Raw genomic sequence first — 24,883 nt, 5'->3', positions numbered from 1 at the left:
TCGGTGCTGAGGGAGCCTTCCCGCATGAATATGGCGGTCTGGATAATCGTTTTCGTGCTGCTTGCGGTCTTCGCTGTTTATGCCTGGCGCATGACACGGGCAACGGATGAGGACAATAACCACGATGTGGGGCAGGCGATCATGGATTTTGCCCGCGCGTTTCCCACCGAGGCGATCAGAAGCCTGCATATGACGGTGGATGGCGGCGCAGCCTTCGTGCGGCTGCACGACAACAAGGCCGGCTTCATGCGCAATATGGGATCCCATTATGTGTGCCTGATGATCGATCCCGAGCGGATAAGGGTCGAGAGTCTTGAAAGCGGTGACGGTTTCGTCGTTACGTTTTTCGATACGCCGAAATATAGCGGCTCATACCGCTTCAAATCCGCCGGAGAGGCCGCCGAGGTTTCGCTGTGGCTGCTCGGTAGCCTTGTGGAGGCGCAGGACCATCACGACGAAGGACCGCAGCCCTCGGGCGCATAAAAGCGTTCTGGGTGTCATTGTCCGTCGAGCGGCGGGTTCGCTTCCGTCTGCACACGCTCGCGCCAGATGATGAAAAGGCCGGATGCAACGATGATGAGGATGCCGAGCCATTTCGATGGCGTCGGAAAATCCGAAAACAGCGCATAACCGAGAACCGTCGCCGAGATGATCTCGAAATACTGGAATGGTGCCAGAAGCGACAGCGGCGCCAGCCTGAAGGCCCTGACGATCAGGAGATGCATATAGCCGGATATCGACCCTAACACGATGAGTAGGCTGAGGGTGAAGCCGGATTGCGGAAGCGAGATCGCGAAATCCTTGTCACCGTAGGCGTCGCCGGCCAGAAGGGCTGCCGCCATGAACACCGTGCCGGCAATGCCGGACATGGTCTGCATGACAAGCGGACTGTCGGCATCGCCGATAGCGCGGTTAAGGAACAGGTAGAGCGTGTAGAGAAATGCGCAGGCGACCGGCAGGAGCGATGTCCAGCCGAAAATCTCAAAACTCGGCTGAATGACGATCAGAGCGCCGCCGAAACCCACCGCAATCGCTGTCCAGCGTTTCCAGCCGACCCTGTCGCCGAGGAAAAGGGCCGACATCATCGTCAGCATGAATGGCTCGACGAAATAGATGGCAAAGACATCGGCGAGTGGCATGTATTTGACGGCGGCGAAGAACATCAGGCTGGCACTGGCATGCAGCACGCCGCGCAGGCAGTTCATCCACGGTCGTCTGGCGCTGAACAGCGCTTTGGGTGAGACCAGCAGCAGCAGGGGCAGGGTGCACAGAAGCTGGAAAAAGAAGCGGTAGAAAGTGACCTGCGCCGGTGACATTCCGCCGCTCACCGCCATGTATTTGGCGATGGCATCCATGACGGGCAGCACGAACATGCAGCCCGCCATGATCATCATGCCCTTGGCGACATCGTTCAAACCGGTCTGGCTGGTCATGGGTAGGGCTGCGCTTTCAACCAAAAGGTCCGACGAGGAAACAGGAGCGCCAGAGGGCGCTCCCCCTCGACGAGGTCAGGCGGCCTTCTGGCGTGGCAGGCTCTTCATATCAATGACGAAGCGATAACGCACATCGCTTTTTATCATGCGTTCATAAGCCTCATTGATCTGATCGATATTGATCATCTCGATTTCGGCGGCGATGCCTTTTTCGGCGCAGAAATCCAGCATTTCCTGGGTTTCGGGAATGCCGCCAATCATCGAGCCGGCGAAGGTCTTGCGGCCGGGGATGAGGCTGAATGCGTGCACCGATAGCGGCTTCTCAGGCGCTCCGACCTGCACCAGTGCGCCATCCCGCTTCAGCAACGCAAGATAGGCGTTGATGTCGTGGTCGGCGGCAACCGCGTCGATGATAAGATCGAGGCTGGAAGCCGCTTTCTTCATCTGGTCGGCATCGCGTGAAACGATCACCTCATGGGCACCGAGCTTTTTCGCGTCTTCTGCCTTGCCGGGGGAGGTGGTGATCATCACGACCGTAGCGCCCATGGCATTGGCGATCTTGACTGCCATATGGCCGAGGCCACCGAGACCGACGACGCCGATGCGCTTGCCGGGACCTGCATTCCAGTGCCTCAGCGGCGAATAGGTGGTTATGCCGGCGCAGAGCAGGGGTGCTGCGGCTGCTGGATCGAGCCCTTCGGGGATCCGCAGCACATAGCGATCATCGACGACCACATGGGCGGAATAACCACCAAGCGTATGTGCGCCGCCGCCCATGGCCTTGTCAGGCGAGTTGTAGGTGCCGGTCATGCCGTTTTCGCAATATTGCTCCAGCCCCTCGGCGCAGCTTGCGCATTCACGGCAGCTGTCGACGATACAGCCGACGCCGACGCGGTCACCCGCCTTGAATTTCGTGACCTGCGCGCCCACCCGACCGACGCGGCCGATGATTTCGTGGCCGGGGACGCAGGGGTAGAGAGAACCCGGCCATTCGCTGCGGGCCGTATGGATATCGGAGTGGCAGACGCCACAGAACTCGATTTCGATTTCGACATCGCGCGGGCCGGGATCGCGACGCTTGATGGTCGCGAGCTTCATCGGCGAAGAACCGTCATCGCAGGCGTAGGCTGACGTTGTGAACATGGTCGTTCCTCCTCTTGTGGTGATCGATATTGCATGCACTGGCAGGCGATAAAAAAGTTGCGGCGGGTTTCAGCCGCCGGAGCCGGCTTCGGGCACTGCCGGGCCAAAGACCTCCTCAAAGGCTTCTCGCAGCAGAACATCGACATCGCCGATCATAACCGGCAATCCAAGATCGACAAGGCTGGTCACGCCATAGGCGCTGATGCCGCAGGGAACGATGCCGGAAAAATGCGCGAGGTCGGGATCGACATTGATCGACAGCCCGTGAAAGCTCACCCATTTGCGCAACCGGATGCCGAGCGCGGCGATCTTGTCCTCGGCCATGCCGCCATCGGGAAGCAGAGGTTTTTCCGGACGCCTGACCCAGACACCAACCCGGTCTTCGCGCCGTTCGCCACGGACATTCATCTTGTCGAGCGTGCGGATGATGACATTCTCCAGCGCGGCAACATAGGCGCGGACATCCTGGCGCCGGCGTTTCAGGTCGAGCATGACGTAAACGACGCGCTGTCCCGGCCCGTGATAGGTATATTCGCCACCGCGACCGGTGGCGAAGACAGGAAAACGCTCCGGCTCGATGAGGTCGGCAACATCGGCGCTGGTGCCTGCCGTGTAGAGTGGCGGGTGCTCCAGAAGCCACACGAGTTCGTCGGCCTCGCCATTGGCTATGGCGGCAACTTCGCGTTCCATCTCTTCTATTGCCAGTTCGTAAGGCACGAGACCTTCCGAGATTCGCCAGCGAACAGGCGGCGAGCCGGGAACGGGCAGCATATTTGTCTCGATATCCGTGCGTGTGAGCATGAAAAAGTCCTTTCCACAGCCTTCTCGCAAAATGATGAGAAGGCTGCAACCCCAGCATTTCCGGGCTTCCTGCATATAGGGTGGGCCGGGCCGATTTTTAATTTCAAAAAACTGTCACGACGCTCTTGTGCACCCAAAATCCTTTTGCTACATGCACCCCCGTCGGCGCAAGTCGACGCCTACCACGATGCGGTCGTGGCGGAATTGGTAGACGCGCAGCGTTGAGGTCGCTGTGGGGCAACCCGTGGAAGTTCGAGTCTTCTCGACCGCACCAAAGAAACCCGCTTCGGCGGGTTTTTTCTTTTTCTGCCAATTGTTTGGCTTTGCTCCTCCCCAAAAAAGAAGAAGCAGTTACGTCGATTAGATACGCCTCGGGCGACTTCGACTTGTTTCGTCTCGGCAGCCCGGGCTGTAAAATTTCAGGGCGTCAGATTATCGATCTTGCCGCCATTCGGATGAGATGTTTGCGGCTTAGCGTCTCCCCGCGCGATTGCCGTCACCGACCCGGTAGGGGTCGCCATCCATGACCTGGTCCATCCGCCATTCGTTTCCGCGATAAGGGCTTTGCCACGTCTGGCAGCCAGCTAGAAAGACAGTTGCCGACAGCAACCCAAAAGTAAGAGCGGTTCGCAGCATATGAGCATCCTTCGACATTTCATCTTGCAGTCATGTAGGTGCAAGCGGTTGGCTTTGCGACGCTTTTTTTGGAAATTATCGTGCTTTCGAAACCGGCATCCGGATCAGGCGCCATTAAATTTCGGTGGATATCGATACACGTTGTAGTAGCCGGTTAAATACCCCCTCAAAACAAGGGGTGGAATATTAGAGGTCTGATGTTAGCGTTTGTCAGAAAAAAAGGTCTGGAGGTTTTCGTGCAGGGGGACAAGGCGGATTCAGACAATGCGCTCGGCTATTATATGTGGAGCATTTCCGACAACAGGTTGATCATGGACACCGTCACCGCGGAGTGTCATGGCTTTTCCGAAGCGGTGGCATCGCGAGGTGTGTCGATTGAGGATATTCTCGAAAGAATAGATGTGGAAATGCGCGATCAGGTGGCGCGGGCAATTTTCGAAAGCATCACTACCGGCGTGTTTTTCGACCAGCGCTACAAGGTGCATCTGCCTGATGGTTCTATCCGCTGGATCGTGGCGAAGGGCAGGGCGATTTTCGATGCTGAAAATACGCCGTTTCTTGGTCTCGGCAGCGTTCGTGATATCACTCTCAAAAAAACCTACCAGTTCGAGCCGCGCCAATAGCTATCGAGTGTCATGAAAAATGGCGCAAAAAAGAGGCGGCATTCGCCGCCTTTTTCTGTTCGCACGCTACCGTGATATCAGAAGACGGCGAGATATTTCAGCAGCGAAATAATGCCGATGATGATGACGATGACTTGCGCGATCTGTTTCGCGCCGCCGCCGACGGGCAGTCGTGCGATGAGCCACAAGACGAGCACGATCACCAGGAAGGTGATCAGAATGCTGACGAGCGTAGATGTAACCATAGGTCCCAGCTCCCTGTATAATAAAGGTTCAACGGTCGTTCACCGTTGTGTGAGTAAAAAGCGCCAGACAGGTTTTGGTTCCATGCGATTGGTTGCACGCGATTAAATTAGGAATATTTGAATGATAGATGGTGGAAAGGTGAAGTTGAGGCCGGTTGGCGCCACCGCCAAGGTCGGGCGGCTTGGTCGCCCACTGATTTCGACAGTGACCGGCGGCGCCCTGGAAATTGTTACGGGTGTCTCTGAACCGGGCTTCAATCCGATCGACCTCCTTTATTCGTCGCTTGCGGCATGCCTGGCGCTCAGCGCCCGGATTGCGGCGAGCCGCTTGGGGTTGCTGGACAACTTCGAGAGCGTGCTCATTGACGTTTCCGGTGAGAAATCCGCGCAGGAGCCCTATCGCATCATTCGTTTCGATATCAGGATGGAGATTGCCGGGAGTTTCGATGAGGCGACGCGCGCCGCAATTGCCCATGCGGCCGAAGATATCTGCACCGTCAGCAACACTTTGAAGGGCGACGCGGACTTTGCTCTTTCGATCGCTAGCTGATCGTCACGGCTTTCGGGATTTTTCCCATTTCTTCACAAGCCGGTCGCGTTTCAGCTTCGACAGGCGCTTCAGCCAGAACACACCATCCAGCTGGTCGATCTCGTGCTTGATGCAGATGGCGTGAAATCCCTTGGCGCTTTCTCGATGTTCCACGCCCGTTACGTCCTGAAACCTCACCTCGACCTCAGACGGACGTTCCACCTCTTCGGTGAAGCCCGGCATTGAGACGCTGCCTTCCACATGCCGCATGGTCTGCGCGGAGTGACTGACGATTTCGGGATTGATGTATGTCAGCACGGTTCCCGGCGTCAGCTCAAGCACGAAGACGCGCTGTTTTACACCGATGTGAGCCGCGGTGATGCCGACGCCGGGGGCGGCGCGCATGGTGTCGATCAGGTCCGTGACCAGATCTTGCAGGTGGTCGTCAAAAACAGTGACCGGCGCGCAAATCTCGGAAAGACCGGCATGGGGGTAGGGCAGGATCGGCCTGATTGCCAAGGAATGCTCCGTTCGTTTCAGGTTTGGGAGGATAGCGCGGCGAGCGCCTGTCCCTCCGCTGTGACCTCCAGCCAACTGCGCTGGGTGCGGGCGTCGCGTTTCGTCACCCGCACAAAGCGCGGTGACAGGGTGGAGATTTCGCGCAGGACGAGGGCATGCGCAAGTCCCAGCCGATTGGCGATGCTGCGGCTGTCGGTAGCGATATCCATATTGATGGCCAGAAGAATTGCCGCGCCCGTGGCCGAAAGCGCCTGCGACGATCCTTGCACGACCTGCTCCACCGCTGCCATGAAAGCCGCTGCAGATTGTTCCTCACCCATCAAGCCATCCTGTTCAAGAGGCGGAACCGGCAAGCAGGCGGAAGGAGACGAGTACCGATTTTGACGTTGGCGTGAAGCTGCCTTCGCCATAGCTTGACAGCGGCACCAGCACGTTCAGTTCGGGATAATATCCGCCGACACTGCCGCGCGGAATATTGTAGGGGACCAACCGGAAATTTTGGGCGATCCGCTCCACGCCATCGCCATATTCGCCGATGACATCGACGCGCTGGCGGGAGTGGGCGCCCAGCGCCTCCATATCCGCAGGATTCATGAAGATGACCTGGCGTTCGCCATAAACACCGCGATAACGGTCGTCCATGCCGTAAATCGTGGTGTTGTATTGGTCGTGGCTGCGGAATGTCTGCAGCACGAAAAGATTGTCGCCCGTGAGCGCCTGCTGATGCTCGGTCTGTTCGGGAAGCGGGCCGCTATAAAATACGGCCTTTTTCGTCGGCGTGTTCCATTCCCGTTCGGAGGCCGTGTTGCGCAGGCGAAAACCGCGCGGCACGCGGACGCGTTCGTTGAAATTGTCGAAACCGGGGATGACCCGCTCGATCATGTCTCGGATGAGATCGTAATCCTCGGCAAGCGCTTTCCAGTCGACCTGCGCATTGCCAAGGGTCGCTTGCGCAATGCCGGCAACGATGGCGACTTCGGAGCGTAGTTCTTCTGAGGCTGGCGGATTGATGCCGCCGGAACCATGCACCATGCTCATGGAATCCTCGACCGTGACGATCTGCGGCTTGCCCGCAGAATTACGGTCGATTTCCGTTCGGCCAAGGCAGGGCAGCACGAAGGAGATTTCGCCCGGCACCAGATGCGAATGGTTCAGCTTGGTGGCGATATTGACCGTCAGTTTCTGATTTTCAAAAGCCTTGACGATCAGCGGACTGTCGGGCGTTGCCCGCATGAAGTTGCCGCCGAGCGCGATGAAGGTTTGCGCCTTGCCATCCAGCATGGCGGCTACGGCCTCCACGGTGTTGTGGCCGGGTTTGCGCGGCATGGCGACGCCGAGTTCTTTTTCCAGGGCGTCTAGCAGCGCCGGCGGCGCTTTCTCATCGATACCGACGGTGCGGTCACCCTGAACGTTGGAATGGCCGCGTACCGGGCAAAGACCGGCACCGGGGCGGCCGATATTGCCGCGCAGCAACATGAAGTTGGTGATTTCGCGAACCATGATGACGGAGTGGCGATGCTGGGTGACGCCCATGGCCCAGGTGGCGATGACTGAGTCGGCATTCATGTAGATGCGGGCGGCTTCTTCGATTTCTGCGCGGGTGAGGCCGGACTGGTCGAGAATGCTTTCCCAGCTGGTTGCCTCGACGGCATCACGATAAGCCTCGAACTCGACCGCATGTTCGGCGATGAAGTCGTAATCGATGATGGCAGATTCTCCGGCAGTCCTTGCGGCGTCGTCGGCTGCAAAGATCGCCTTGCTCATGCCGCGCACCACCGCCATGTCGCCGCCTTGCCGGGGCTGGTAATAGTTGGTGGCGATCTTGGTGTTGCCGCCGGTGATCATCTCGATCTTGTCCTGCGGATCGGCGAAGCGCTCCAGCCCCTTTTCCTTGATCGGATTTAGGACGACGATTTTCGCGCCGCGAAGCGCTGCCCGGCGCAGGTCGCCCAGCATGCGCGGGTGGTTCGTGCCAGGATTTTGGCCGATTACGAAGATCGCGTCTGCCTGCTCGAAGTCTTCCAGGAGCACCGTGCCCTTGCCGACGCCGATCGAGGCTTTCAGGCCGACACCGCTTGCCTCGTGGCACATGTTGGAGCAGTCGGGAAAATTGTTCGTGCCGTAAAGCCGAACCATCAATTGATAGATGAAGGCTGCCTCGTTGGAGGCGCGGCCGGATGTGTAGAATTCCGCCCGGTCCGGGCTGTCGAGGCTGTTGAGAACGCCGCCGATTTCGGCAAAGGCGTCGTCCCAGGAGACCGGTAGATATTTGTCGCTCGCCCGGTCGTAACGCATCGGGTGGGTGAGGCGGCCCTGTTTTTCCAGATCGTAGTCAGACCAGCCGCGCAGTTCGGAGACGGTGCGGGTGGCGAAAAAATCCGGCGGCACCCGGGCTTCCGTCGCTTCCCAAGCGACCGCCTTGACGCCGTTTTCGCAGAATTCGAAGGAAGAGCCATGCTCCGGATCGCCCCATGCACAGCCCGGGCAATCGAATCCATCCGGCTGGTTTGCCTTCAGCAGCGTGCGTGCGCCGGAAATCGGCGCGCCGGATTCCATCAGCCGTTTGCCAACGCTTTTAAGCGCGCCCCAGCCACCTGCGGCGGCGGAAGCCTTGCCGATGAAATCTGTCTTGCTCATTGTCGTGATTTTCCTGAAATTTTCCTGGCCGCCCAGGGATACTTACCGTTTGGCAACGGCCAATCATATATAAAAAAAGCTCTTTCAGAATCGTCTATGGGCGACATATGTCAATCTCTATCTTACCGGTTCCGACGGAACGGCAAGGGCTTTCCGGACGTTAGGCGGATTGAGGTGCACTGCCTGCCGCTGCATCATCATGGAGTGCTGCGCTCTTCGATCATGGTCTTGCGAAAGGGCGCTCCATGCCATTTTCGTCGCAGTTCCGAAGCCCGTTGTTTTTCACCTATCCGGTTGTTGACAATATACTTTTTAACGCCATTCTGCCTGCAAATTCGTGCACTGCGGCATTTAAAGAAGGGGACGCCAGATGACAGACCGTGACGACGATCTTCTCGCGCCCGAAGAGTCGAAACCGACAGAGGCACCCTCCGATATCTACGCCGAGGACGGCTCTGTCCGCTCCGACTTTCTGGCGATGGTGGGGGCAGCGATTGCCGACCGCGATCTGCTTTTCCTGCGCAAGAATGTGGCGCGACTGCATGAGTCTGAACTCGGCGACGTGCTGGAGTCGATCATGCCGGAGCAGCGCCACGCGCTCGTGCGGTTGCTGGGTTCCGATTTTGACATGACGGCGCTGACCGAGGTGGATGAAGGCATCCGTCTCGATATCGTCGACCAGATGTCGAATGAGCAGATCGCTGCCGGTATCGGCGAACTGGATTCGGACGACGCTGTCTACATTCTCGAGGATCTCGACGACGAGGACCGCGAGGACATCCTCTCGCAACTCCCGTTCACCGAACGGGTGCGGCTGATGCGGGCGCTGGATTATCCGGAAAGCTCTGCCGGCCGTCGCATGCAGACGGAATTCGTTGCCGTGCCGCCGTTCTGGACCGTGGGACAGACCATTGATTATTTGCGTGAGGAGGAGGAGTTACCGGATTCCTTCACGCAGATCTTCGTCATCGACCCCACGTTCAAGCTAGTCGGCGCTCTCGATCTCGACAAGGTGCTGCGCGCCAAGCGTCAGGTGAAGATCGAAACGATCATGCACGAGACCAACCACTCCATTCCGGCCGAAATGGACCAGGAAGAAGCGGCGCAACTTTTCGAACAATACGACCTTCTATCCGCCGCCGTGGTGGACAATAACGGCCGTCTGGTTGGCGTGCTCACCATCGATGACGTGGTCGACGTCATTCAGGAAGAAGCCGAAGAGGATTTGCTGCGCCTTGGCGGTGTGGGCGACGAAGAACTGTCTGACAGCATCACCAGCACCTCGCGCTCGCGTGTGCCGTGGCTTGCGGTCAACCTCCTTACCGCCTTTCTGTCTGCCTCCGTCATCAGCCTTTTCGATGCGACGATCCAGCAGATCATTGCGCTGGCGATTTTGATGCCGACGGTTGCCGGGATGGGCGGCAATGCCGGATCGCAGACCATGACCGTGTCCGTGCGGGCGCTGGCTACCAAAAGCCTAGATATTCACAACGCTGCCCGCATTATCAGGCGTGAAGCGGGCGTTGGCATCCTGAACGGGTTGTTGTTCGGCTGTGCCATCGGCATCGTTGCAGGCGTGTGGTTCCAGGATGTCCATATCGGTGGAATCATTGCTGCCGCCATGTGTCTCAACATGCTGGCGGCGGCGCTGGCAGGCATTCTCATTCCGCTGGTTCTCGACAGGTTCGGGGCAGACCCCGCCGTTTCCTCTGCTGTCTTCGTGACGGCGGTAACGGACATTGTCGGCTTTTTTTCGTTTCTGGGCATCGCGACCTGGTGGTACGGTATTTCGGGATAGGCCAGAACAGGCGAAAGCGGCAGGAAAAATTGACTTTTACGTGAAGGTCAAATAATAATTGTCCGGTTATGAATCGGATAGGCCCTTGGACAAGTATTATAGCATAACCGAACTGACGCGCGAATTCGGTGTTTCCACCCGCACCTTGCGATTTTACGAGGATGAGGGCCTCATTCACCCTGAGCGACGCGGGCGTACGAGGCTTTTCAGGTCTGCGGATCGGCGTCTCATTCAGGAAATCCTGCGCGGCCGCCGTATCGGTTTCACGATCGCAGAAATTCGCGAGATCATTCACGTCTACAAGGAGCCGCCGGGCGAATCAGGCCAGCTTGTGCTTCTGATGAAGAAGGTCGATGAGAAGCGCGCCGATCTCAGGCAAAAGCGCAAGGACATCGAAGAGACGCTGGCTGAACTCGACAATGTCGAAGAGGCCTGCCTTACGCGCCTTGCCGAAATCGGCGTAGGGACCTGATGCAGGTTTCCCGCCGTCGCGCTTGACGTGATGGCCCTGGATTTCCCGCGGAGAGGAAAACCTCTCACTCCGTCATGCTTTTGATTTTACGCGACGTGGATAGATACTCGGGTCAAGCCCGAGAATGACGCCGAGCGTAGATTGGGCGTGTGTCGTTCTTTACTGCGCCTCAACCGTGCACTGTTGCGCCACGTCGCTGACTTTCGTCTGCTGCTCCGCACTGAGCTTGCCTTCCATCATGATGTCAAACAGGCTTTCCGCTTGCAGCTTTTCAAGCGTGCAGCCGCAGAAACGTTGGCACAATTCCTGCCCGTTAGCCTGCTGGACGCAGCTTTTTTCACAGCTCGATTTGTAAAGCTCCACCTGGTCGACAGGAGGAGGCGGTGCCACAAGTGATACCGCGTAGACGAGGCCAATCAGCGCCGGCTGATGAATGAGGTAAAAGGCAAGGCTGTGACGGCCCGCTGTTGCTATCAGATTGCGGGGGGAGCTTGGGTTGCGAAAACGGTCCAGCCAGCTGCGCGGTGTGACGAATTGCGAAACCGCAAGTCCGGCAAGAAAGGGCGCGAGCCACGGCAAGAGCGGCACATAATCGTTCGAGCGCGGCGGCATGGTGGAGAAACCGACCCATGCCAGCCATTTGCTGTTGAAAAAATCCGACTGGACGTATTGCGGCAGCGCAAAGGCAAGAGCCGCGAAAAGCAGCGTCACCAGCGGGGGGGCCCGCAGGAACAGCAGCCCGACAAGGCTTGCAGCGGCTATGTTGTGCAGGATTCCGAAAAAGATGAAGCTATCCGGAAAGGCGACATAGGTAGCGATGGTGATGAGCAGCGCCGAGCCCGCCACCATTGCAAAACGCTTGCCGAAGGACGGCCAGTTTATGGCTTTGCCATGGGCGAGAAACAGGCTGAAACCGGCGAGGAACAGGAACGAGCTGGCAATGGCGCGCGCATAAAGCTTCCACAGGCCGGTGGTTGCCGTACCCGGCTCCAGATAGCCGAAATACTCCAGATTCCATGTGAAGTGGTAAGACGCCATGGCGATGAGCGCCAGCCCGCGCAGTGTATCGAGACCGCCCATGCGGCCTTTGCGGCGGGTGTCGATTGCAGCTGTTTCTGTTTCCATAATTCCTGCTGTTTCAGCTGTCTGAAGCCGTTGTCTACACAAGGGCTTGGCCCGTGAAGTAAGGCTATTTCAAGGCCCGGGCCTGTCCATGATGGCGCGGCGGGCCTCGGAGAAGAACTGGCGGCGCAACAGCGCCACTATGATGATGACCGTGCTTGCGATGAAGACATAGGGGCTGATGAACCAGCCGAGATAACCGATCGACAGGAAGATCGTCCGCAGCCCATCATTGAAGTTCTTAGCAGCGATGATGTTCATCTTTATGACGTTTTCAGCGGCACGCTCGGCAGCGTCGCGATCCGCGTTGACATCATGGACCATGGGTATGGCACCGAACAGGATCGTGCAATAATTGAACAGGCGGTAGGACCAGCCGAACTTGAAAAACGAGTAGCCGAAAAGGCAGGTTAGCCCCATGACCTTCAGTTCGAAGGCCGTGCGCCCGGCATACTGCACGAAGGGCAGGTCGCGAAACACGGTTTCGACCCGATCTGTCGCCCCCAGAAGAGCAAAGCAGCCGCCGATAGCAAAGATCGAGGTAGACGCGAAAAAAGCGGTACCATTCTGCAAACCCGCCATGATCTGTGTGTCGATCATCTTCAAGTCGCGTTTGAGAGAATTGTAAATCCAGTCGCGTCGACGCTCCGCCATGGCCTGATTGAGGCTGGTTCGCGAAAACAGCGTCGTTCCCGTCGTGAGGTGGGTATAGGTGGCCCATAACACGATAAAAACGACGATCGAGATATAGTCCATGACGGTCATCACGGGCAGGTCACCTTGCTGTTTGCGAATCTTCGCGGCCATATTGATTTGAAGGCCATGGCAAGGCAATGGCAGCGGCCTCCATGGGCGAACATTCTCCCGCCGCGTTGCAGCTTCGTCATTTCGTTTTCTGCTAACGTTCCGGTAACCAAGTGGCTTTATCAATCCCGTCGCGGACGGAAAGGTCTGCCGGTTCCGGGTCAAGGTTTTGCGTACCGGTTCCGCTTGATTTTTCGTAGACACCGCTCGCCGATTGACAGAATGACCGTTCGCACCTAGCTTTTTGTCAGGACCGGTGTTTCCGGCATCCGGAGTTGCCAAGGCTGTCAATGTCCCGCATCGTGCGGACAGGTTTTGTCGTCTCCGACCCGGTATCATCGGCAGTCCGGCATGAGTAACCGGGGGACGCCTTTTTCTACGAATCGTTCCCTTCATGTACGGCTGTCTCTGGCTTGCGACACCGCAATGATGCCGGTCCGTCTTATTCTTTTCTTCCAGGTTCTTCATGACAGATAAAAACCGCTCCGTTTTCATTCTAGGCGGCGCGCGCTCCGGCAAGTCCCGTTTTGCCGAGGACCTTGCGGGCAAAGCCGACGGGCACCTGCATTATCTGGCCACCGGCCGGGCATGGGATGACGAGATGCGCGATCGCATCGACCATCATCAGGCCCGGCGCGGCGAGGAGTGGACGACACACGAGGCGCCCGTTGATATCGCTGCCGTGCTCGCGCGGCTGGATGCGCCGGACAATGTTATCCTTATCGACTGCCTGACATTGTGGCTCACCAATCTTATGATGGAGAACGCCGATATCGAGACGGCGTTCGCCACCCTGGCAGCGGCAATCGCGTCCACCAAGGCGAAACTGATTCTCGTCTCTAACGAGGTCGGCCTTGGCATCGTGCCGGAAAACCGCATGGCGCGCGAATTCCGCGATCACGCCGGAAGGTTACACCAGCGCGTCGCGGCCATCGTCGATGAAGTCTATTTCGTCGCAGCCGGGCTGCCGCTGAAAATGAAGGGCTGACGCAAGCCCTATAAAGCCGGTGTCGCGCGTCGGCGTCCGTTCTTTCAGTTTCTATGTACTTTTTATCGCCAAATCCCGGCTCGGTTTTGCCGGTGCTGCGACAGCTTCTCTTTCTTGATCTGGATCAAGGTGGCTTCCCCACGCCGGTGGCAATGCTCCAACCGACGCAAAGGCCCGTTTCCGCTTCGTAAAGCGCGCGCCAAGCCTTTCGTCGGTCTACTTGCACGTTGGGGGAAACCAACAATGAATTACACGTTAGAAACCGCGATCGTGGCCCTTGGGGCTTTTCTCGCGCTGCTCGGGGCTGCTTTCGCTCACGACAGTCTTTTCGCCGCCCATATGTGGGTGCTGTTCTTTACGCTTCTGGTCAGCACGGTGCTTCTGCTGCGCCGTGTTTCTTTCGCGCCTGTCGATCAGGCCGCGCGCGCCCGGCTGAAATCCGAATATTTCGATGAGGTCGTGAAATACGGCGTCGTCGCTACCGTGTTCTGGGGCGTGGTCGGGTTTCTGGTCGGGGTCGTGGTGGCGCTTCAGCTTGCCTTTCCCGATCTCAACATCGCGCCCTATTTCAATTTCGGCCGGATGCGGCCGCTGCACACCTCCGCGGTGATCTTCGCTTTCGGGGGAAATGCGCTGATTGCCACGTCATTTTACGTGGTGCAGAGAACCTGTCGCGCACGCCTGTTCGGCGGCAATCTCGGCTGGTTCGTCTTCTGGGGCTACAACCTCTTCATCGTCATGGCTGCCACTGGCTATCTGCTTGGTATCACGCAGGGCCGCGAATATGCCGAGCCGGAATGGTATGTCGATATCTGGCTGACGATAGTCTGGGTCGCCTATCTCCTCGCATTTCTCGGCACGATCCTGACGCGCAAGGAGCCGCATATCTATGTGGCAAACTGGTTCTATCTGAGCTTCATCGTGACGATCGCCATGCTGCATATCGTCAACAACCTCGCCATTCCGGTGTCGTTCCTCGGCGTCAAGAGCTACTCCGCTTTCTCGGGCGTGCAGGATGCGCTGACGCAATGGTGGTACGGCCATAACGCCGTCGGCTTTTTCCTCACCGCCGGCTTCCTCGGCATGATGTATTATTTCATTCCCAAGCAGGTCAACCGCCCGGTCTATTCCTACCGCCTGTCGATCATCCACTTCTGGGCTTTGATCTTCATGTATATCTGGGCCGGTCCGCACCATCTGCACTATACGGCGCTGCCGGACTGGGCGCAGACGCTCGGCATGGTGTTCTCGATCATGCTGTGGATGCCGTCCTGGGGTGGCATGATCAATGGCCTGATGACGCTATCGGGCGCATGGGACAAGATCCGCACCGATCCCATCGTTCGTATGATGGTAATGGCGGTGGCCTTCTACGGCATGGCGACCTTCGAGGGTCCGATGATGTCGATCAAGGCTGTCAACTCGCTCAGCCACTATACCGACTGGACCATCGGCCACGTGCATTCCGGCGCTCTCGGCTGGAACGGCATGATCACCTTCGGTGCCATCTATTATCTGACGCCGAAACTGTGGGGCAGGGATCGTCTCTACAGCCTGCAACTGGTCAACTGGCACTTCTGGCTCGCCACGATCGGCATCGTCATCTACGCCGCCGTGATGTGGGTGGCCGGCATCCAGCAGGCCTTGATGTGGCGCGAATACGATACGCAGGGTTTCCTCGTCTATTCCTTCGCGGAATCGGTCGCAGCGCTGTTCCCCTATTACGTGATGCGTGCGCTGGGCGGCCTGATGTTCCTCAGTGGCGCGCTGATCATGGCCTACAACGTCACCATGACCATCCTCGGTCGTCACCGCGAGGAGGGCGTCCGCAATGACGCCGCACCTTCGCTGCAGCCCGCTGAATAAGGAGAGGCCGATGTCCATACTCGACAAACACGGCGTCATCGAACGCAACGCCACACTGCTTCTGGTCGGCTCGCTGCTCGTCGTCTCAATCGGCGGTATCGTGGAAATCGCGCCGCTTTTCTATCTCGAAAACACTATCGAGAAGGTGGAGGGCATGCGGCCCTACTCGCCGCTGGAACTGGCCGGACGCAACATCTACATCCGCGAGGGATGTTATGTCTGCCACAGCCAGATGATCCGGCCGTTCCGCGACGAGGTGGAGCGTTACGGGCATTACAGCCTGGCGGCGGAATCCATGTACGACCACCCGTTCCAGTGGGGTTCCAAGCGCACGGGGCCGGACCTCGCACGCGTAGGCGACCGCTATTCGAATGAATGGCACGTGCAGCATCTGGCCGATCCGCGCTCCGTCGTGCCGGAGTCGATCATGCCGTCCTACGCGTTCCTTAAAACCACGCCGTTGAAGATTACGGATATCTCGATGGAGCTGAAGGCTAACCGCGCCGTTGGCGTGCCCTATAGCGACGAGATGATCGAGAAATCAGCGGCTGATCTTCACGCGCAGGCCGATCCGAACGCCGATACGACCGAGCTTCTGGCGCGTTACCCGAAAGCGAAAGTCGGCGATTTCGATGGCGATCCAGCCAAGCTTACCGAAATGGATGCGCTGGTTGCCTATCTGCAGATGCTCGGCACGCTGGTCGATTTCTCGACCTATGACGATGCCGCCGGATATCGGTGAGGAGGCAACACGATGGAAACCTACACGGCCATGCGCCACTTCGCCGATAGCTGGGGCCTGCTTGCCATGACCCTGTTCTTCGCCGGCGTCGTCGTTTTCACCCTTCGTCCCGGATCGAAAAAAGCTGCGGACGACGCCGCCAGCATTCCGCTTAAGGAGGACTAGGATATGTCCGAAAAACACATTGATGACATCAGCGGCGTCGAAACCACCGGCCATGAATGGGACGGTATTCGCGAGCTTAACAATCCGATGCCGCGCTGGTGGGTCTGGACCTTCTACTTCACGATCCTCTGGGCCATCGGCTACACCATCGCCTATCCGGCATGGCCGCTGATCAATGGCGCAACGCAAGGGTTGCTCGGCTGGAGCAGCCGTTCCGAGATCGCCGCCGATATGGCGGACGCCAAACAGGCGCAGAGCGTCTATTCCGACAGAATCGCCAGTTCCTCGCTCGCCGAGATTGAGGCCGATCCGACGCTAAGGCAATTTGCCCTTTCCGGCGGTGCCGCCGCCTTCAAGGTCAATTGCATCCAGTGTCACGGTTCGGGTGCGGAAGGCGGGCAGGGATACCCCAACCTCAACGACGATGACTGGATGTGGGGAGGCAGCGTCGAGGATATCTATACGACGGTAAAGCACGGCATTCGTTTTGCCGACGATCCCGATACGCGCCTGTCGGAAATGCCGGCCTTCGGCGATATCCTCAAGTCCGAGGAAATCCGCGAGGTCGCCGCCTATGTGGTCAGCCTGACAGGAACGCCTTCCAACCCGGCACTCGTAGAACCCGGTAAACAGATTTTCGCCGACAATTGCGCCTCGTGCCACGGTGAGAACGCCAAGGGCAACCGCGAGTTCGGCGCGCCCAACCTGGCCGACGCGATCTGGCTGAAGGCCAGTGGCGAGCAGGGGATCGTTGCGCAGATACGGTCGCCAAAACACGGGGTCATGCCCGCCTGGGGTGAACGGCTTGGTGATACCACGGTCAAGCAGCTTGCGATCTTCGTGCACTCGCTGGGCGGTGGCGAGTGAACGTCACAGTCAACAAATGGAAAGGGCCGCTCGATGCGGCCCTTTTTCTTATCGATCAGACCAGACGGCCAGTTCGTATTCATCCGGATCGGTGAAATGAAAACGGCGTCCGCCGGGAAAGGCGAATATGGCGACGCTGATCTGCCCACCGGCTGCCTCGACACGCCGGTGCGCATTCTCGATATCGGCGGCGTAAAGAATGACAAGCGGTCCACCCTTGGCTGACACGGGTGCCGTGGTGGTGAAACCGCCGGTCAGCCGGCCATCGGAAAACTCGCAATATTGCGGGCCGTAATCCTTAAAGGACCAGCCGAAAGCGCCGCCGTAAAATTCCTTGCTGCGCTCGATATCGGCGACGTTGAATTCGACATAGTCGATGCGCCGGTCATTCGTATTCGTGGTCATCGTTTTATCCTTCAATCCGTTTCGAGCAGCGACTTCAGTGTTTCCAGATCGACCCGGACCATCTCCGCATCCCGTTCGAAATCCTCGTCCGTCATGTCCGGCAGGCGAAGCAGGGTAAAGCTCACTTCGGCACCGCTGCCATTCGGTGTTACCCGCAGCGCGTTATACACCTTCATGCCATCCGGCAATGTCACGACGTGGTCTATCACGCCGAATTCGTTTAAGGGCGCGAAATTGACGCGGACCTCACCCAGCGGGCCGCCATCGGCGATCCAGTCCTCGCCGTCTGGTTTAAGACCGCCTGCTAGACCGGCGGCCCAGTGCGGCATGTTTTGCGGGTCGGAGGCGAAATCAAAGACATGGCTCCATGGTTTTTCCACCGACAGATGAATGATTTTTGACTGCATGACTGGCATCTCATCCTCCCTGTTAATGCAGGCCGCAGGCTGCGCCACTTTGTCCGCGCTTGATGTAAGTCAAGGATGTTTCGCCGGTGAGATGGGAGAAAGCAAGGAGATAAAAACGGACTGCAATCATGAACATCTATCCCGTCGGACAGGACCGCCCGCAACAGCCCGTCGAAAGGCTGGAAGCGGAGGCTGTCAATTCCGCAAAAACGCGTAAACCCCTTTATGAAGCGCGCAAGAAAATTTTCCCGAAGCGCGCGGAGGGCCGGTTCCGGCGGTTCAAGTGGCTGGTCATGCTGGTCACGCTCGGCATTTATTATCTGACGCCGTTTCTGCGCTGGGATCGCGGTCCCTATGCGCCCGACCAGGCGGTGCTGATCGATATTGCCAACCGGCGCTTTTATTTCTTCTTCATCGAAATCTGGCCGCAGGAGTTCTTTTTCGTCGCGGGATTGCTGGTCATGGCGGGTCTGGGGTTGTTTCTCATAACCTCCGCCGTGGGACGCGCGTGGTGTGGTTATACCTGTCCGCAAACCGTCTGGGTGGACCTGTTTCTGGTCGTCGAGCGGGCGATCGAGGGCGACAGGAATGCCCGCATGAAGCTCGATGCAGCACCTTTCACTTTCGGTAAGCTGCGCAAGCGGGTGATGAAACACGCAATCTGGCTGGTGATCGGCGTTCTGACCGGCGGGGCATGGATCTTCTATTTTGCCGATGCGCCGACGCTGGCGAGAGAGTTCATGACGGGGCAGGCACCGATGATCGCCTATACGACCGTCGCGATACTCACCGCCACGACCTATGTTTTCGGCGGGCTGATGCGGGAGCAGGTCTGTACCTATATGTGTCCCTGGCCGCGCATTCAGGCGGCGATGCTGGATGAGAACTCGCTGGTCGTGACGTATAATGACTGGCGCGGTGAACCTCGCACGAGGCACGCCAAAAAGGCTGCGGCCACAGGGGAGAGCGTTGGCGATTGCGTCGATTGCAATGCTTGTGTCGCAGTCTGTCCCATGGGCATCGACATAAGAGACGGGCAGCAGCTGGAATGTATCACCTGCGCGCTCTGTATCGATGCCTGCGATGGGGTGATGGACAAGATTGGTAAGCCACGCGGGCTGATCGCCTATGCGACGCTGTCCGAATACCAGTCCAACATGGCGCTTGCGACCGGCAACGGCCAGCACGCAATCCGGCCTGCGAATGTGCGCGACGAGGACGGCGGGTTCAAAAACAGCATTCGCCATTTCGACTGGCGCATCGTCTTTCGCCCGCGCACGCTTCTTTACACGGCAATATGGGCTGCAGTCGGCATCGGCTTGCTGTTTGCGCTGGTGACGCGCGAGCGGCTGGCTCTGAATGTGCTGCACGACCGCAACCCGCAATATGTGCTGGAATCGAATGGCTCGATCCGCAACGGGTATACCGTTCGCATCCTCAACATGGTGCCGCAACCGCGCCTAATGAGCCTGACGATAGAGGGCATTCCAAGTGCGGTAATGAAGATAAACGGCGTGCCGGATGCAGCCTCTCGCAGCTTCGAGGTGATGGTGGAACCGGACGAGGCGACAACGCTGAAGGTGTTCGTCACCCTGCCGGGCAGTCACGTCGCACGGGCTGCTGAAAATTTCGAATTCATCGTCAGCGATACGGGCGGCCATGAGACGGCCCGTTACGACGCCGTCTTCAACGCTCCGGGAGTGAAAAAATGACAACGACCAATCGCCAGACGTCCGGTTTCATTTTCACCGGCTGGCATATGCTGGGTGTTATGGTGATGTTTTTCGGCATCGTCATCACCGTCAACATGGTGATGGCCTGGAACGCTGTCACCAGCTGGAGCGGGCTGGTGGTGCCCAATACCTATGTTGCCAGCCAGCAGTTCAACGCCAAGGCCGAGGCCGCCAAGGCAAGGGCCGCCACCGGCATCAAGGGCAGGCTGGTGGTGGATGAAAAGACCGTGCGCTACGAGGTGTTTCATCCAGATACCGGCCCTGTGGATACGGATTCGGTAACGGCGCGTTTTCGCCGGCCGGTCGGCGAGCACCAGAATTTCGACATGGAGCTGACCCCGGTGTCTACCGGGGTCTTCACCGGCCCGCATGACATGCTGCCCGGCCAATGGATCGTCGAGGTCACTGCCGTAAAAGACGGCAGGATCATCGTGCATGAAGGCACGCGGATCGCGGTGATCAGGGGGCGTCAATGAGCTGCTGTGCACCGGGAACGGAAGGGTCGCTTCAACTCGGCGAACCGGTCAACCCACCATCATCAGAGGAGCTGATGCTGGCAAGCCGCGATCTGGGGCAGGGGCTGCGCCAGACAGATCTCAGCGTGCCCGGCGTTTATTGCGGCGCCTGCATCACCACCATCGAAACGGCGCTGCGCCGTCTCCGCCAGGTGGAGCAGGCGCGCGTGAACCTGTCCTCAAAACGGGTGGCGATTGTCTGGAAAGAGTATGTCGATGGCATCAGGACAGATCCCGCCGAACTTGCCCGCGCAATCCTTGCAACCGGATACCGGACGCATCTTTTCGCGAGCGGACAGGATGCTTCGGACGTGTTGCGCTCGCAACTGATCAGGGCGGTGGCGCTGTGCGGCTTTGCTTCCGCCAATATCATGCTTCTATCCGTGTCTGTCTGGTCCGGGGCCGATGCCGCGACGCGTGACATGTTCCACTGGATTTCGGCGATGATTGCCGCGCCGGCGCTGATCTATGGCGGCCGGTTCTTCTATCAGTCGGCCTGGAATGCGCTGAAGCATGGCCGCACCAATATGGATGTGCCGATCGCGCTCGCCATCACGCTATCCTACGCAATCTCGCTGTGGGAGACGATTCATCATGGCGAACATGCGTGGTTTGACGCGACCGTGTCGCTGCTGTTCTTCCTGCTGATCGGCCGCACGCTTGACCATATCATGCGTGACAGGGCGCGCTCGGCAATTGCAGGCCTGGCCCGGCTTTCACCACGCGGCGCAACCGTTATCGGTGAGGACGGAACGCGGGAATATCGCCCGCTTGGCGATGTGCTACCCGGTATGACGATTGCGATTGCTGCCGGTGACCGGGTGGCGGTGGATGCGATGGTCATTAGCGGAAGCAGCGATCTCGACATGTCCATTGTCAACGGCGAAAGCGCGCCGCGTCGGGTGGAGGCGGGTGATCTGCTTCAGGCAGGCACGCTCAATCTCACCGGTTCGCTCGCCGCGCGGGTGACCGCATCGGCAAAGGATTCGTTTCTGTCGGAAGTGATCGGGCTGATGGAGGCGGCGGAAGGGGGGCGGGCGCGCTATCGGCGGATTACCGACCGTGCCGCGAGCTATTATTCGCCCGTCGTACATCTTCTTGCTCTCATGACCTTTCTCGGTTGGGGCGTTTTGGGCGGTGACTGGAAGCAGGCGATGCTGATCGCGATTGCGGTTCTCATCATCACCTGCCCCTGTGCGCTTGGCCTTGCTGTTCCGGTGGTGCAGGTTGTGGCGGCAGGCCGGCTCTTCCGTCATGGCATCATGGTCAAGGAAGGCTCGGCGATGGAGCGACTGGCCGAAATCGACACCGTGCTGTTCGACAAGACAGGTACCTTGACGGTCGGGAAGCCGCGACTGGTGGAAACCGGCGACGTGAACCCCGCCACGATGGCGATTGCGGCTGGCCTCGCCGCCCATTCACGCCATCCGCTGTCCAAAGCCCTGCATGCAGCCTATGGCGGAATTTTACCGGTCTACGAAGCGGTGCGTGAAATTCCCGGCTCCGGTGTTGAGGCTCTCACGCCGGCGGGAACCTACCGGCTTGGCAACCGCCGTTTTGCCTGCCCGGATGAATCGCAAATGGAAAACGGCGACGCGCGATCGGAAGTGGTGCTTTCGCTTGACGGCGGGTATCTGGCGAGTTTCGGTTTCGAGGACAATCCGCGTCCTGGCGCCGTACAGGCACTGCGCAGCCTTTCTGTGCGAGGACTGGTGCTGGAAATCGTGTCCGGTGACCGGGTCCCGGCCGTGAAGGCCATGGCGCAGCGTCTGGGCATTGCGAAATGGAACGCCGACCTGTCGCCGAAAGACAAGGCGGGGCGCTGTGGGGCACTGGCAGGCGAGGGACGCAAGGTTCTGATGGTGGGCGACGGTATCAATGATGCGCCGGCGCTGGCTGCAGCACATGTTTCGATGGCACCGGCAACAGCCGCCGATATCGGCCGGCAGGCCGCCGACTTCGTGTTCATGCACGAGAATCTGGATGCCGTTCCTGTCGCCATCGAGACATCGCGGCGGGCCGGACGGCTTATCCGGCAGAACTTCGCGCTTGCCATCGGCTACAATGTCATTGCCGTGCCGATTGCGATTGCCGGTTATGCGACGCCGATGATCGCGGCCATCGCCATGTCGACATCGTCGCTCATCGTTGTTGCAAATGCGCTGCGTCTTGCCGGAACGGCTGAAGCCGTTTCTGCGCAACAGAGCGTGCCGACCGGATTTGCGGGCGAGGGGGCGCAACCGGCATGAACATGTTGATCTATCTCATCCCCGTCGCCCTGTTTCTCGGAGCGCTCGGGCTTTTCGCCTTCCTCTGGTCGGTGCGATCAGGGCAATATGAGGATATGGACGGCGCTGCCTGGCGAGCGCTGGACGATGGCGACGACCGGCCACGACCTTCCTAGGGGAGGAGCATTGGTTACGACCTTCCCCCGACCTGTCGCAAATATGCAAAGCTGATTTGCGTCATCAAAATTTAATCGTTTCAGTCGCCCCTAGCCTTGCCGTTTGTTCATTACAGTGCCACAACACGACCACCTAAAAGCAAGATGGAGGCACATCCGTGGAACAGGCAGAAATCGGTTTGATCGGTCTCGGCGTCATGGGCTCGAACCTGGCGTTGAACATCGCGGAAAAGGGCAACAAGATTGCCGTATTCAACCGAACCCCTGAAGCGACGAAAAAATTCTACGCCGAGGCTGGGGACTTGCAGGGGCAGTTGATCCCTTGCGAAACCATCGAGGAATTCGTCGCCGCCATTCGTCCTCCGCGCCCGATCATTATCATGATCAAGGCCGGCGATCCGGTTGACCAGCAGATGGAAATCCTGAAGCCGCATCTCTCGAACGGCGACATCATGATCGACGCCGGCAATGCGAATTTCCGCGATACGATCCGCCGTTTCGACAATCTGAAGGATAGCGGTCTGACCTTTATCGGTATGGGCGTTTCCGGCGGTGAAGAAGGTGCGCGTCACGGACCGTCGATCATGGTCGGCGGTACCGAAGATAGCTGGAAGCGCGTCGAGAAGGTTCTGACCTCCATTTCCGCCAAGTATAATGACGATCCGTGCGTGGCATGGCTCGGCAACGACGGTGCCGGTCATTTCGTCAAGACGATCCATAACGGCATCGAATATGCCGACATGCAGATGATCGCCGAAATCTACGGCATCCTGCGTGACGGCCTGAAGATGAGTGCGTCTGAAATCGCCGATGTATTCGGTGAATGGAACAAGGGCCGTCTCAACTCCTACCTGATCGAAATCACCGAGAAGGTTCTGCGCGCTGCCGATCCGATCACCGGCAAGCCGATGGTCGATCTGATCCTCGACAAGGCCGGCCAGAAGGGCACAGGCAAGTGGTCGGTTATCGAGGCGCAGAACATGGGCGTCGCCGCAACTGCCATCGAGGCCGCCGTGGCTGCCCGTATCCTGTCGTCGCAGAAGGACGAGCGCGAAGCTGCCGAGAAGATCTTCGGCCTGCCGACCGTTGCAGCTGCACCGGCTGACAAAAAGGCCTTTATCGCCGATCTGGAAAGCGCGCTTCTGGCCGCCAAGGTCGGTGCTTACGCACAGGGCTTTGCCGTCATGTCGGCCGCATCGAAGGAGTTCAACTGGAACCTGCCGATGCCGACGATCGCCCGCATCTGGCGCGCCGGCTGCATCATCCGCTCAGAATTCCTCGATGAGATCACCTCGGCCTTCACCAAGGATCCGCATGTGGCCAACCTCATCGTGACGCCTGCCTTCTCCGGCATCGTCAAGGACACCGACGCCGCCCTGCGCCGTGTCGTTTCCTACGCGGTTCTCTCCGGTCTGCCGGTTTCGGCACTCGCTTCCGCGCTTGGTTATTTCGACGCCTATCGTCGCGCCCGCGGCAGCGCAAACCTTATTCAGGCGCAGCGCGATTTCTTCGGGGCGCATGGCTTCGAACGCACCGACGGTGTCGACAAGCCGCATGGCCCGTGGGGCAGCGGCGCCGACATTTTCTGATCGGCTATAACGATAAACGACAAAAGGCCCGCGCAAGCGGGCCTTTTTCATATCATCCGTCGATTTACTCAGCGTGCCGCAGAAAGGCCGACGATCAGGCCGGTGACGGCGTTGATGAGCAGGAACTGGTTGTCGACGCGTACCCAGCGCTGGTCGCGACGCGGCTCTGCCAGGCGGTAACGGCGATAGTCGCGGCGGTCGACGAAATGACGACGCTCTGCTGGCGAGAGGCGCTGACCGCGATCCCAACGGTGCTTCTTGACGATGACCTTTTTGGTGGTCGTGTGACGCTCGACGGTTACACCGCGATGACGATCGTCGTGGCGGCTTTGTGCCTGGGCCATTGGAGCAGCAAGAACAGTTGCAGCCAGAAGAATGGTGACGAACTTTTTCATGAATGTTTCCTCTCGTGTTTCGATAAGGAGAACTTACGAATAAAC

27 protein-coding genes and 1 tRNA gene are annotated in these 24,883 nt (G+C 58.7%); 16 read left to right on the top strand and 12 right to left on the bottom strand.

The window, feature by feature from the left end:
• The first annotated feature begins 24 nt into the window (after positions 1-24).
• Positions 25-483, top strand: a complete 459-nt coding sequence (locus G6L97_RS06035) for a hypothetical protein (RefSeq protein ID WP_003515343.1) — start codon at positions 25-27, stop codon at positions 481-483.
• A 14-nt stretch (positions 484-497) separates the two neighbouring features.
• Here G6L97_RS06035 and G6L97_RS06030 read toward each other — a convergent pair whose 3' ends face one another.
• The 3 genes from G6L97_RS06030 to lipB all read right to left on the bottom strand — a co-directional run bounded on the left by G6L97_RS06030 (position 498) and on the right by lipB (position 3,377).
• Positions 498-1,433, bottom strand: coding sequence for a DMT family transporter (locus G6L97_RS06030; RefSeq protein WP_162633743.1), 936 nt, complete (start codon positions 1,431-1,433; stop codon positions 498-500).
• Positions 1,434-1,508: 75 nt separating this feature from the next.
• Entirely contained in the window at positions 1,509-2,576 is a 1,068-nt protein-coding gene (locus tag G6L97_RS06025; protein ID WP_003515339.1) for an NAD(P)-dependent alcohol dehydrogenase, read from the bottom strand.
• Between the two features lie 69 nt (positions 2,577-2,645).
• Positions 2,646-3,377 carry a lipoyl(octanoyl) transferase LipB gene (gene lipB, locus G6L97_RS06020; RefSeq protein ID WP_038491058.1) on the bottom strand — a complete coding sequence of 244 codons (732 nt, stop codon included), beginning with the start codon at positions 3,375-3,377 and terminating at the stop codon, positions 2,646-2,648.
• A 189-nt stretch (positions 3,378-3,566) separates the two neighbouring features.
• On the opposite strand from lipB, the gene G6L97_RS06015 reads away from it, so the two are divergent.
• Positions 3,567-3,651 (top strand) — tRNA-Leu (locus G6L97_RS06015).
• A gap of 559 nt (positions 3,652-4,210) precedes the next feature.
• The gene (locus G6L97_RS06010; protein ID WP_003515332.1) at positions 4,211-4,636 is read left to right on the top strand and encodes a PAS domain-containing protein; all 426 of its coding nucleotides are present in this window, start codon (positions 4,211-4,213) and stop codon (positions 4,634-4,636) included.
• Positions 4,637-4,713: 77 nt separating this feature from the next.
• Here G6L97_RS06010 and G6L97_RS06005 read toward each other — a convergent pair whose 3' ends face one another.
• The gene (locus tag G6L97_RS06005; RefSeq protein WP_003502827.1) at positions 4,714-4,881 is read right to left on the bottom strand and encodes a Thivi_2564 family membrane protein; all 168 of its coding nucleotides are present in this window, start codon (positions 4,879-4,881) and stop codon (positions 4,714-4,716) included.
• 121 nt (positions 4,882-5,002) lie between these two features.
• On the opposite strand from G6L97_RS06005, the gene G6L97_RS06000 reads away from it, so the two are divergent.
• Positions 5,003-5,431: an OsmC family protein gene (locus G6L97_RS06000; RefSeq protein ID WP_111783042.1), complete on the top strand. Its 429-nt coding sequence runs from the start codon at positions 5,003-5,005 to the stop codon at positions 5,429-5,431.
• Between the two features lie 3 nt (positions 5,432-5,434).
• Here G6L97_RS06000 and G6L97_RS05995 read toward each other — a convergent pair whose 3' ends face one another.
• From G6L97_RS05995 to G6L97_RS05985, 3 genes are read right to left on the bottom strand one after another with little or no spacing between them, the layout of a single operon-like run.
• Positions 5,435-5,929, bottom strand: a complete 495-nt coding sequence (locus tag G6L97_RS05995) for a peptide deformylase (protein WP_174002806.1) — start codon at positions 5,927-5,929, stop codon at positions 5,435-5,437.
• Positions 5,930-5,946: 17 nt separating this feature from the next.
• Complete coding sequence (locus G6L97_RS05990) at positions 5,947-6,249, bottom strand: hypothetical protein (RefSeq protein ID WP_111783044.1); 303 nt, start codon at positions 6,247-6,249, stop codon at positions 5,947-5,949.
• Between the two features lie 13 nt (positions 6,250-6,262).
• Positions 6,263-8,566, bottom strand: coding sequence for an FdhF/YdeP family oxidoreductase (locus G6L97_RS05985; RefSeq protein WP_111783045.1), 2,304 nt, complete (start codon positions 8,564-8,566; stop codon positions 6,263-6,265).
• Between the two features lie 370 nt (positions 8,567-8,936).
• Between G6L97_RS05985 and mgtE the strand changes: the two genes are divergently transcribed.
• Positions 8,937-10,364, top strand: coding sequence for a magnesium transporter (gene mgtE / locus G6L97_RS05980; RefSeq protein WP_111783046.1), 1,428 nt, complete (start codon positions 8,937-8,939; stop codon positions 10,362-10,364).
• A gap of 85 nt (positions 10,365-10,449) precedes the next feature.
• Positions 10,450-10,836 carry a MerR family transcriptional regulator gene (locus G6L97_RS05975; RefSeq protein WP_003515319.1) on the top strand — a complete coding sequence of 129 codons (387 nt, stop codon included), beginning with the start codon at positions 10,450-10,452 and terminating at the stop codon, positions 10,834-10,836.
• 159 nt (positions 10,837-10,995) lie between these two features.
• Here G6L97_RS05975 and G6L97_RS05970 read toward each other — a convergent pair whose 3' ends face one another.
• Both G6L97_RS05970 and G6L97_RS05965 read right to left on the bottom strand, forming a co-directional pair.
• On the bottom strand, positions 10,996-11,961 hold the full coding sequence (locus G6L97_RS05970) for a heparan-alpha-glucosaminide N-acetyltransferase (RefSeq protein WP_003515315.1): 966 nt from the start codon (positions 11,959-11,961) through the stop codon (positions 10,996-10,998).
• Between the two features lie 69 nt (positions 11,962-12,030).
• On the bottom strand, positions 12,031-12,723 hold the full coding sequence (locus G6L97_RS05965; RefSeq protein ID WP_013636176.1) for a DUF599 domain-containing protein: 693 nt from the start codon (positions 12,721-12,723) through the stop codon (positions 12,031-12,033).
• Positions 12,724-13,228: 505 nt separating this feature from the next.
• Between G6L97_RS05965 and cobU the strand changes: the two genes are divergently transcribed.
• The 5 genes from cobU (at position 13,229) to ccoP (ending at position 17,390) form a co-directional block, all read left to right on the top strand.
• Positions 13,229-13,750: a bifunctional adenosylcobinamide kinase/adenosylcobinamide-phosphate guanylyltransferase gene (gene cobU, locus G6L97_RS05960; RefSeq protein ID WP_111783047.1), complete on the top strand. Its 522-nt coding sequence runs from the start codon at positions 13,229-13,231 to the stop codon at positions 13,748-13,750.
• A 243-nt stretch (positions 13,751-13,993) separates the two neighbouring features.
• Positions 13,994-15,616, top strand: a complete 1,623-nt coding sequence (ccoN, locus tag G6L97_RS05955; RefSeq protein ID WP_080798490.1) for a cytochrome-c oxidase, cbb3-type subunit I — start codon at positions 13,994-13,996, stop codon at positions 15,614-15,616.
• 10 nt (positions 15,617-15,626) lie between these two features.
• Entirely contained in the window at positions 15,627-16,358 is a 732-nt protein-coding gene (ccoO, locus tag G6L97_RS05950; RefSeq protein ID WP_003515307.1) for a cytochrome-c oxidase, cbb3-type subunit II, read from the top strand.
• Positions 16,359-16,370: 12 nt separating this feature from the next.
• On the top strand, positions 16,371-16,523 hold the full coding sequence (locus G6L97_RS05945; protein WP_003502810.1) for a CcoQ/FixQ family Cbb3-type cytochrome c oxidase assembly chaperone: 153 nt from the start codon (positions 16,371-16,373) through the stop codon (positions 16,521-16,523).
• Between the two features lie 3 nt (positions 16,524-16,526).
• The gene (gene ccoP, locus G6L97_RS05940; RefSeq protein WP_003515305.1) at positions 16,527-17,390 is read left to right on the top strand and encodes a cytochrome-c oxidase, cbb3-type subunit III; all 864 of its coding nucleotides are present in this window, start codon (positions 16,527-16,529) and stop codon (positions 17,388-17,390) included.
• 48 nt (positions 17,391-17,438) lie between these two features.
• On the opposite strand, the gene G6L97_RS05935 is transcribed toward ccoP, so the two are convergent.
• Both G6L97_RS05935 and G6L97_RS05930 read right to left on the bottom strand, forming a co-directional pair.
• The gene (locus G6L97_RS05935; RefSeq protein ID WP_111783309.1) at positions 17,439-17,795 is read right to left on the bottom strand and encodes a VOC family protein; all 357 of its coding nucleotides are present in this window, start codon (positions 17,793-17,795) and stop codon (positions 17,439-17,441) included.
• Positions 17,796-17,806: 11 nt separating this feature from the next.
• Positions 17,807-18,211 (bottom strand): SRPBCC family protein, encoded by a 405-nt coding sequence (locus tag G6L97_RS05930; protein WP_065658536.1) that lies wholly within the window; start codon positions 18,209-18,211, stop codon positions 17,807-17,809.
• 119 nt (positions 18,212-18,330) lie between these two features.
• Here G6L97_RS05930 and ccoG point away from each other — a divergent pair, with 119 nt between their 5' ends.
• From ccoG to gndA, 5 genes are all read left to right on the top strand, one after another.
• Positions 18,331-19,914, top strand: coding sequence for a cytochrome c oxidase accessory protein CcoG (gene ccoG / locus G6L97_RS05925; protein WP_111783048.1), 1,584 nt, complete (start codon positions 18,331-18,333; stop codon positions 19,912-19,914).
• Positions 19,911-20,411 carry a FixH family protein gene (locus tag G6L97_RS05920; protein WP_003515295.1) on the top strand — a complete coding sequence of 167 codons (501 nt, stop codon included), beginning with the start codon at positions 19,911-19,913 and terminating at the stop codon, positions 20,409-20,411. Before ccoG ends, G6L97_RS05920 begins: the two co-directional genes overlap by 4 nt.
• The gene (locus G6L97_RS05915) at positions 20,408-22,699 is read left to right on the top strand and encodes a cation-translocating P-type ATPase (protein WP_111783049.1); all 2,292 of its coding nucleotides are present in this window, start codon (positions 20,408-20,410) and stop codon (positions 22,697-22,699) included. The genes G6L97_RS05920 and G6L97_RS05915 overlap by 4 nt, the downstream gene beginning before the upstream one ends.
• A complete protein-coding gene (gene ccoS / locus G6L97_RS05910) occupies positions 22,696-22,854 on the top strand; it encodes a cbb3-type cytochrome oxidase assembly protein CcoS (RefSeq protein ID WP_003515291.1) in 159 nt (52 codons plus the stop codon). Before G6L97_RS05915 ends, ccoS begins: the two co-directional genes overlap by 4 nt.
• Positions 22,855-23,012: 158 nt before the next feature.
• On the top strand, positions 23,013-24,443 hold the full coding sequence (gndA, locus tag G6L97_RS05905; protein ID WP_003515289.1) for an NADP-dependent phosphogluconate dehydrogenase: 1,431 nt from the start codon (positions 23,013-23,015) through the stop codon (positions 24,441-24,443).
• Between the two features lie 68 nt (positions 24,444-24,511).
• Here gndA and G6L97_RS05900 read toward each other — a convergent pair whose 3' ends face one another.
• Positions 24,512-24,838 (bottom strand): RcnB family protein, encoded by a 327-nt coding sequence (locus G6L97_RS05900; protein WP_003515287.1) that lies wholly within the window; start codon positions 24,836-24,838, stop codon positions 24,512-24,514.
• Between the last annotated feature and the right edge of the window lie 45 nt (positions 24,839-24,883).

It is taken from the genome of Agrobacterium tumefaciens (assembly GCF_013318015.2).
Taxonomy (GTDB): domain Bacteria; phylum Pseudomonadota; class Alphaproteobacteria; order Rhizobiales; family Rhizobiaceae; genus Agrobacterium; species Agrobacterium tumefaciens.
The sequence above is the reverse complement of the archived record's forward strand: the minus strand, read 5'-3'. Positions and strand labels throughout refer to the sequence as shown.

Excerpts from the sequence above, each read along its gene's own strand:
- mgtE (WP_111783046.1), top strand. The coding sequence starts at position 8,937 with ATGACAGACCGTGACGACGATCTTCTCGCGCCCGAAGAGTCGAAACCG.
- G6L97_RS05930 (WP_065658536.1), bottom strand. The coding sequence starts at position 18,211 with ATGCCAGTCATGCAGTCAAAAATCATTCATCTGTCGGTGGAAAAACCA.
- ccoG (WP_111783048.1), top strand. The coding sequence starts at position 18,331 with ATGAACATCTATCCCGTCGGACAGGACCGCCCGCAACAGCCCGTCGAA.
- cobU (WP_111783047.1), top strand. The coding sequence starts at position 13,229 with ATGACAGATAAAAACCGCTCCGTTTTCATTCTAGGCGGCGCGCGCTCC.
- G6L97_RS05970 (WP_003515315.1), bottom strand. The coding sequence starts at position 11,961 with ATGGAAACAGAAACAGCTGCAATCGACACCCGCCGCAAAGGCCGCATG.
- lipB (WP_038491058.1), bottom strand. The coding sequence starts at position 3,377 with ATGCTCACACGCACGGATATCGAGACAAATATGCTGCCCGTTCCCGGC.
- G6L97_RS05985 (WP_111783045.1), bottom strand. The coding sequence starts at position 8,566 with ATGAGCAAGACAGATTTCATCGGCAAGGCTTCCGCCGCCGCAGGTGGC.
- G6L97_RS06035 (WP_003515343.1), top strand. The coding sequence starts at position 25 with ATGAATATGGCGGTCTGGATAATCGTTTTCGTGCTGCTTGCGGTCTTC.
- G6L97_RS06005 (WP_003502827.1), bottom strand. The coding sequence starts at position 4,881 with ATGGTTACATCTACGCTCGTCAGCATTCTGATCACCTTCCTGGTGATC.
- ccoN (WP_080798490.1), top strand. The coding sequence starts at position 13,994 with ATGAATTACACGTTAGAAACCGCGATCGTGGCCCTTGGGGCTTTTCTC.
- G6L97_RS05900 (WP_003515287.1), bottom strand. The coding sequence starts at position 24,838 with ATGAAAAAGTTCGTCACCATTCTTCTGGCTGCAACTGTTCTTGCTGCT.
- G6L97_RS05915 (WP_111783049.1), top strand. The coding sequence starts at position 20,408 with ATGAGCTGCTGTGCACCGGGAACGGAAGGGTCGCTTCAACTCGGCGAA.
- G6L97_RS06000 (WP_111783042.1), top strand. The coding sequence starts at position 5,003 with ATGATAGATGGTGGAAAGGTGAAGTTGAGGCCGGTTGGCGCCACCGCC.
- G6L97_RS06030 (WP_162633743.1), bottom strand. The coding sequence starts at position 1,433 with ATGACCAGCCAGACCGGTTTGAACGATGTCGCCAAGGGCATGATGATC.
- ccoP (WP_003515305.1), top strand. The coding sequence starts at position 16,527 with ATGTCCGAAAAACACATTGATGACATCAGCGGCGTCGAAACCACCGGC.
- ccoS (WP_003515291.1), top strand. The coding sequence starts at position 22,696 with ATGAACATGTTGATCTATCTCATCCCCGTCGCCCTGTTTCTCGGAGCG.
- G6L97_RS05965 (WP_013636176.1), bottom strand. The coding sequence starts at position 12,723 with ATGACCGTCATGGACTATATCTCGATCGTCGTTTTTATCGTGTTATGG.
- G6L97_RS06010 (WP_003515332.1), top strand. The coding sequence starts at position 4,211 with ATGTTAGCGTTTGTCAGAAAAAAAGGTCTGGAGGTTTTCGTGCAGGGG.
- G6L97_RS05935 (WP_111783309.1), bottom strand. The coding sequence starts at position 17,795 with ATGACCACGAATACGAATGACCGGCGCATCGACTATGTCGAATTCAAC.
- G6L97_RS05945 (WP_003502810.1), top strand. The coding sequence starts at position 16,371 with ATGGAAACCTACACGGCCATGCGCCACTTCGCCGATAGCTGGGGCCTG.
- G6L97_RS05990 (WP_111783044.1), bottom strand. The coding sequence starts at position 6,249 with ATGGGTGAGGAACAATCTGCAGCGGCTTTCATGGCAGCGGTGGAGCAG.
- G6L97_RS05920 (WP_003515295.1), top strand. The coding sequence starts at position 19,911 with ATGACAACGACCAATCGCCAGACGTCCGGTTTCATTTTCACCGGCTGG.
- G6L97_RS06025 (WP_003515339.1), bottom strand. The coding sequence starts at position 2,576 with ATGTTCACAACGTCAGCCTACGCCTGCGATGACGGTTCTTCGCCGATG.
- ccoO (WP_003515307.1), top strand. The coding sequence starts at position 15,627 with ATGTCCATACTCGACAAACACGGCGTCATCGAACGCAACGCCACACTG.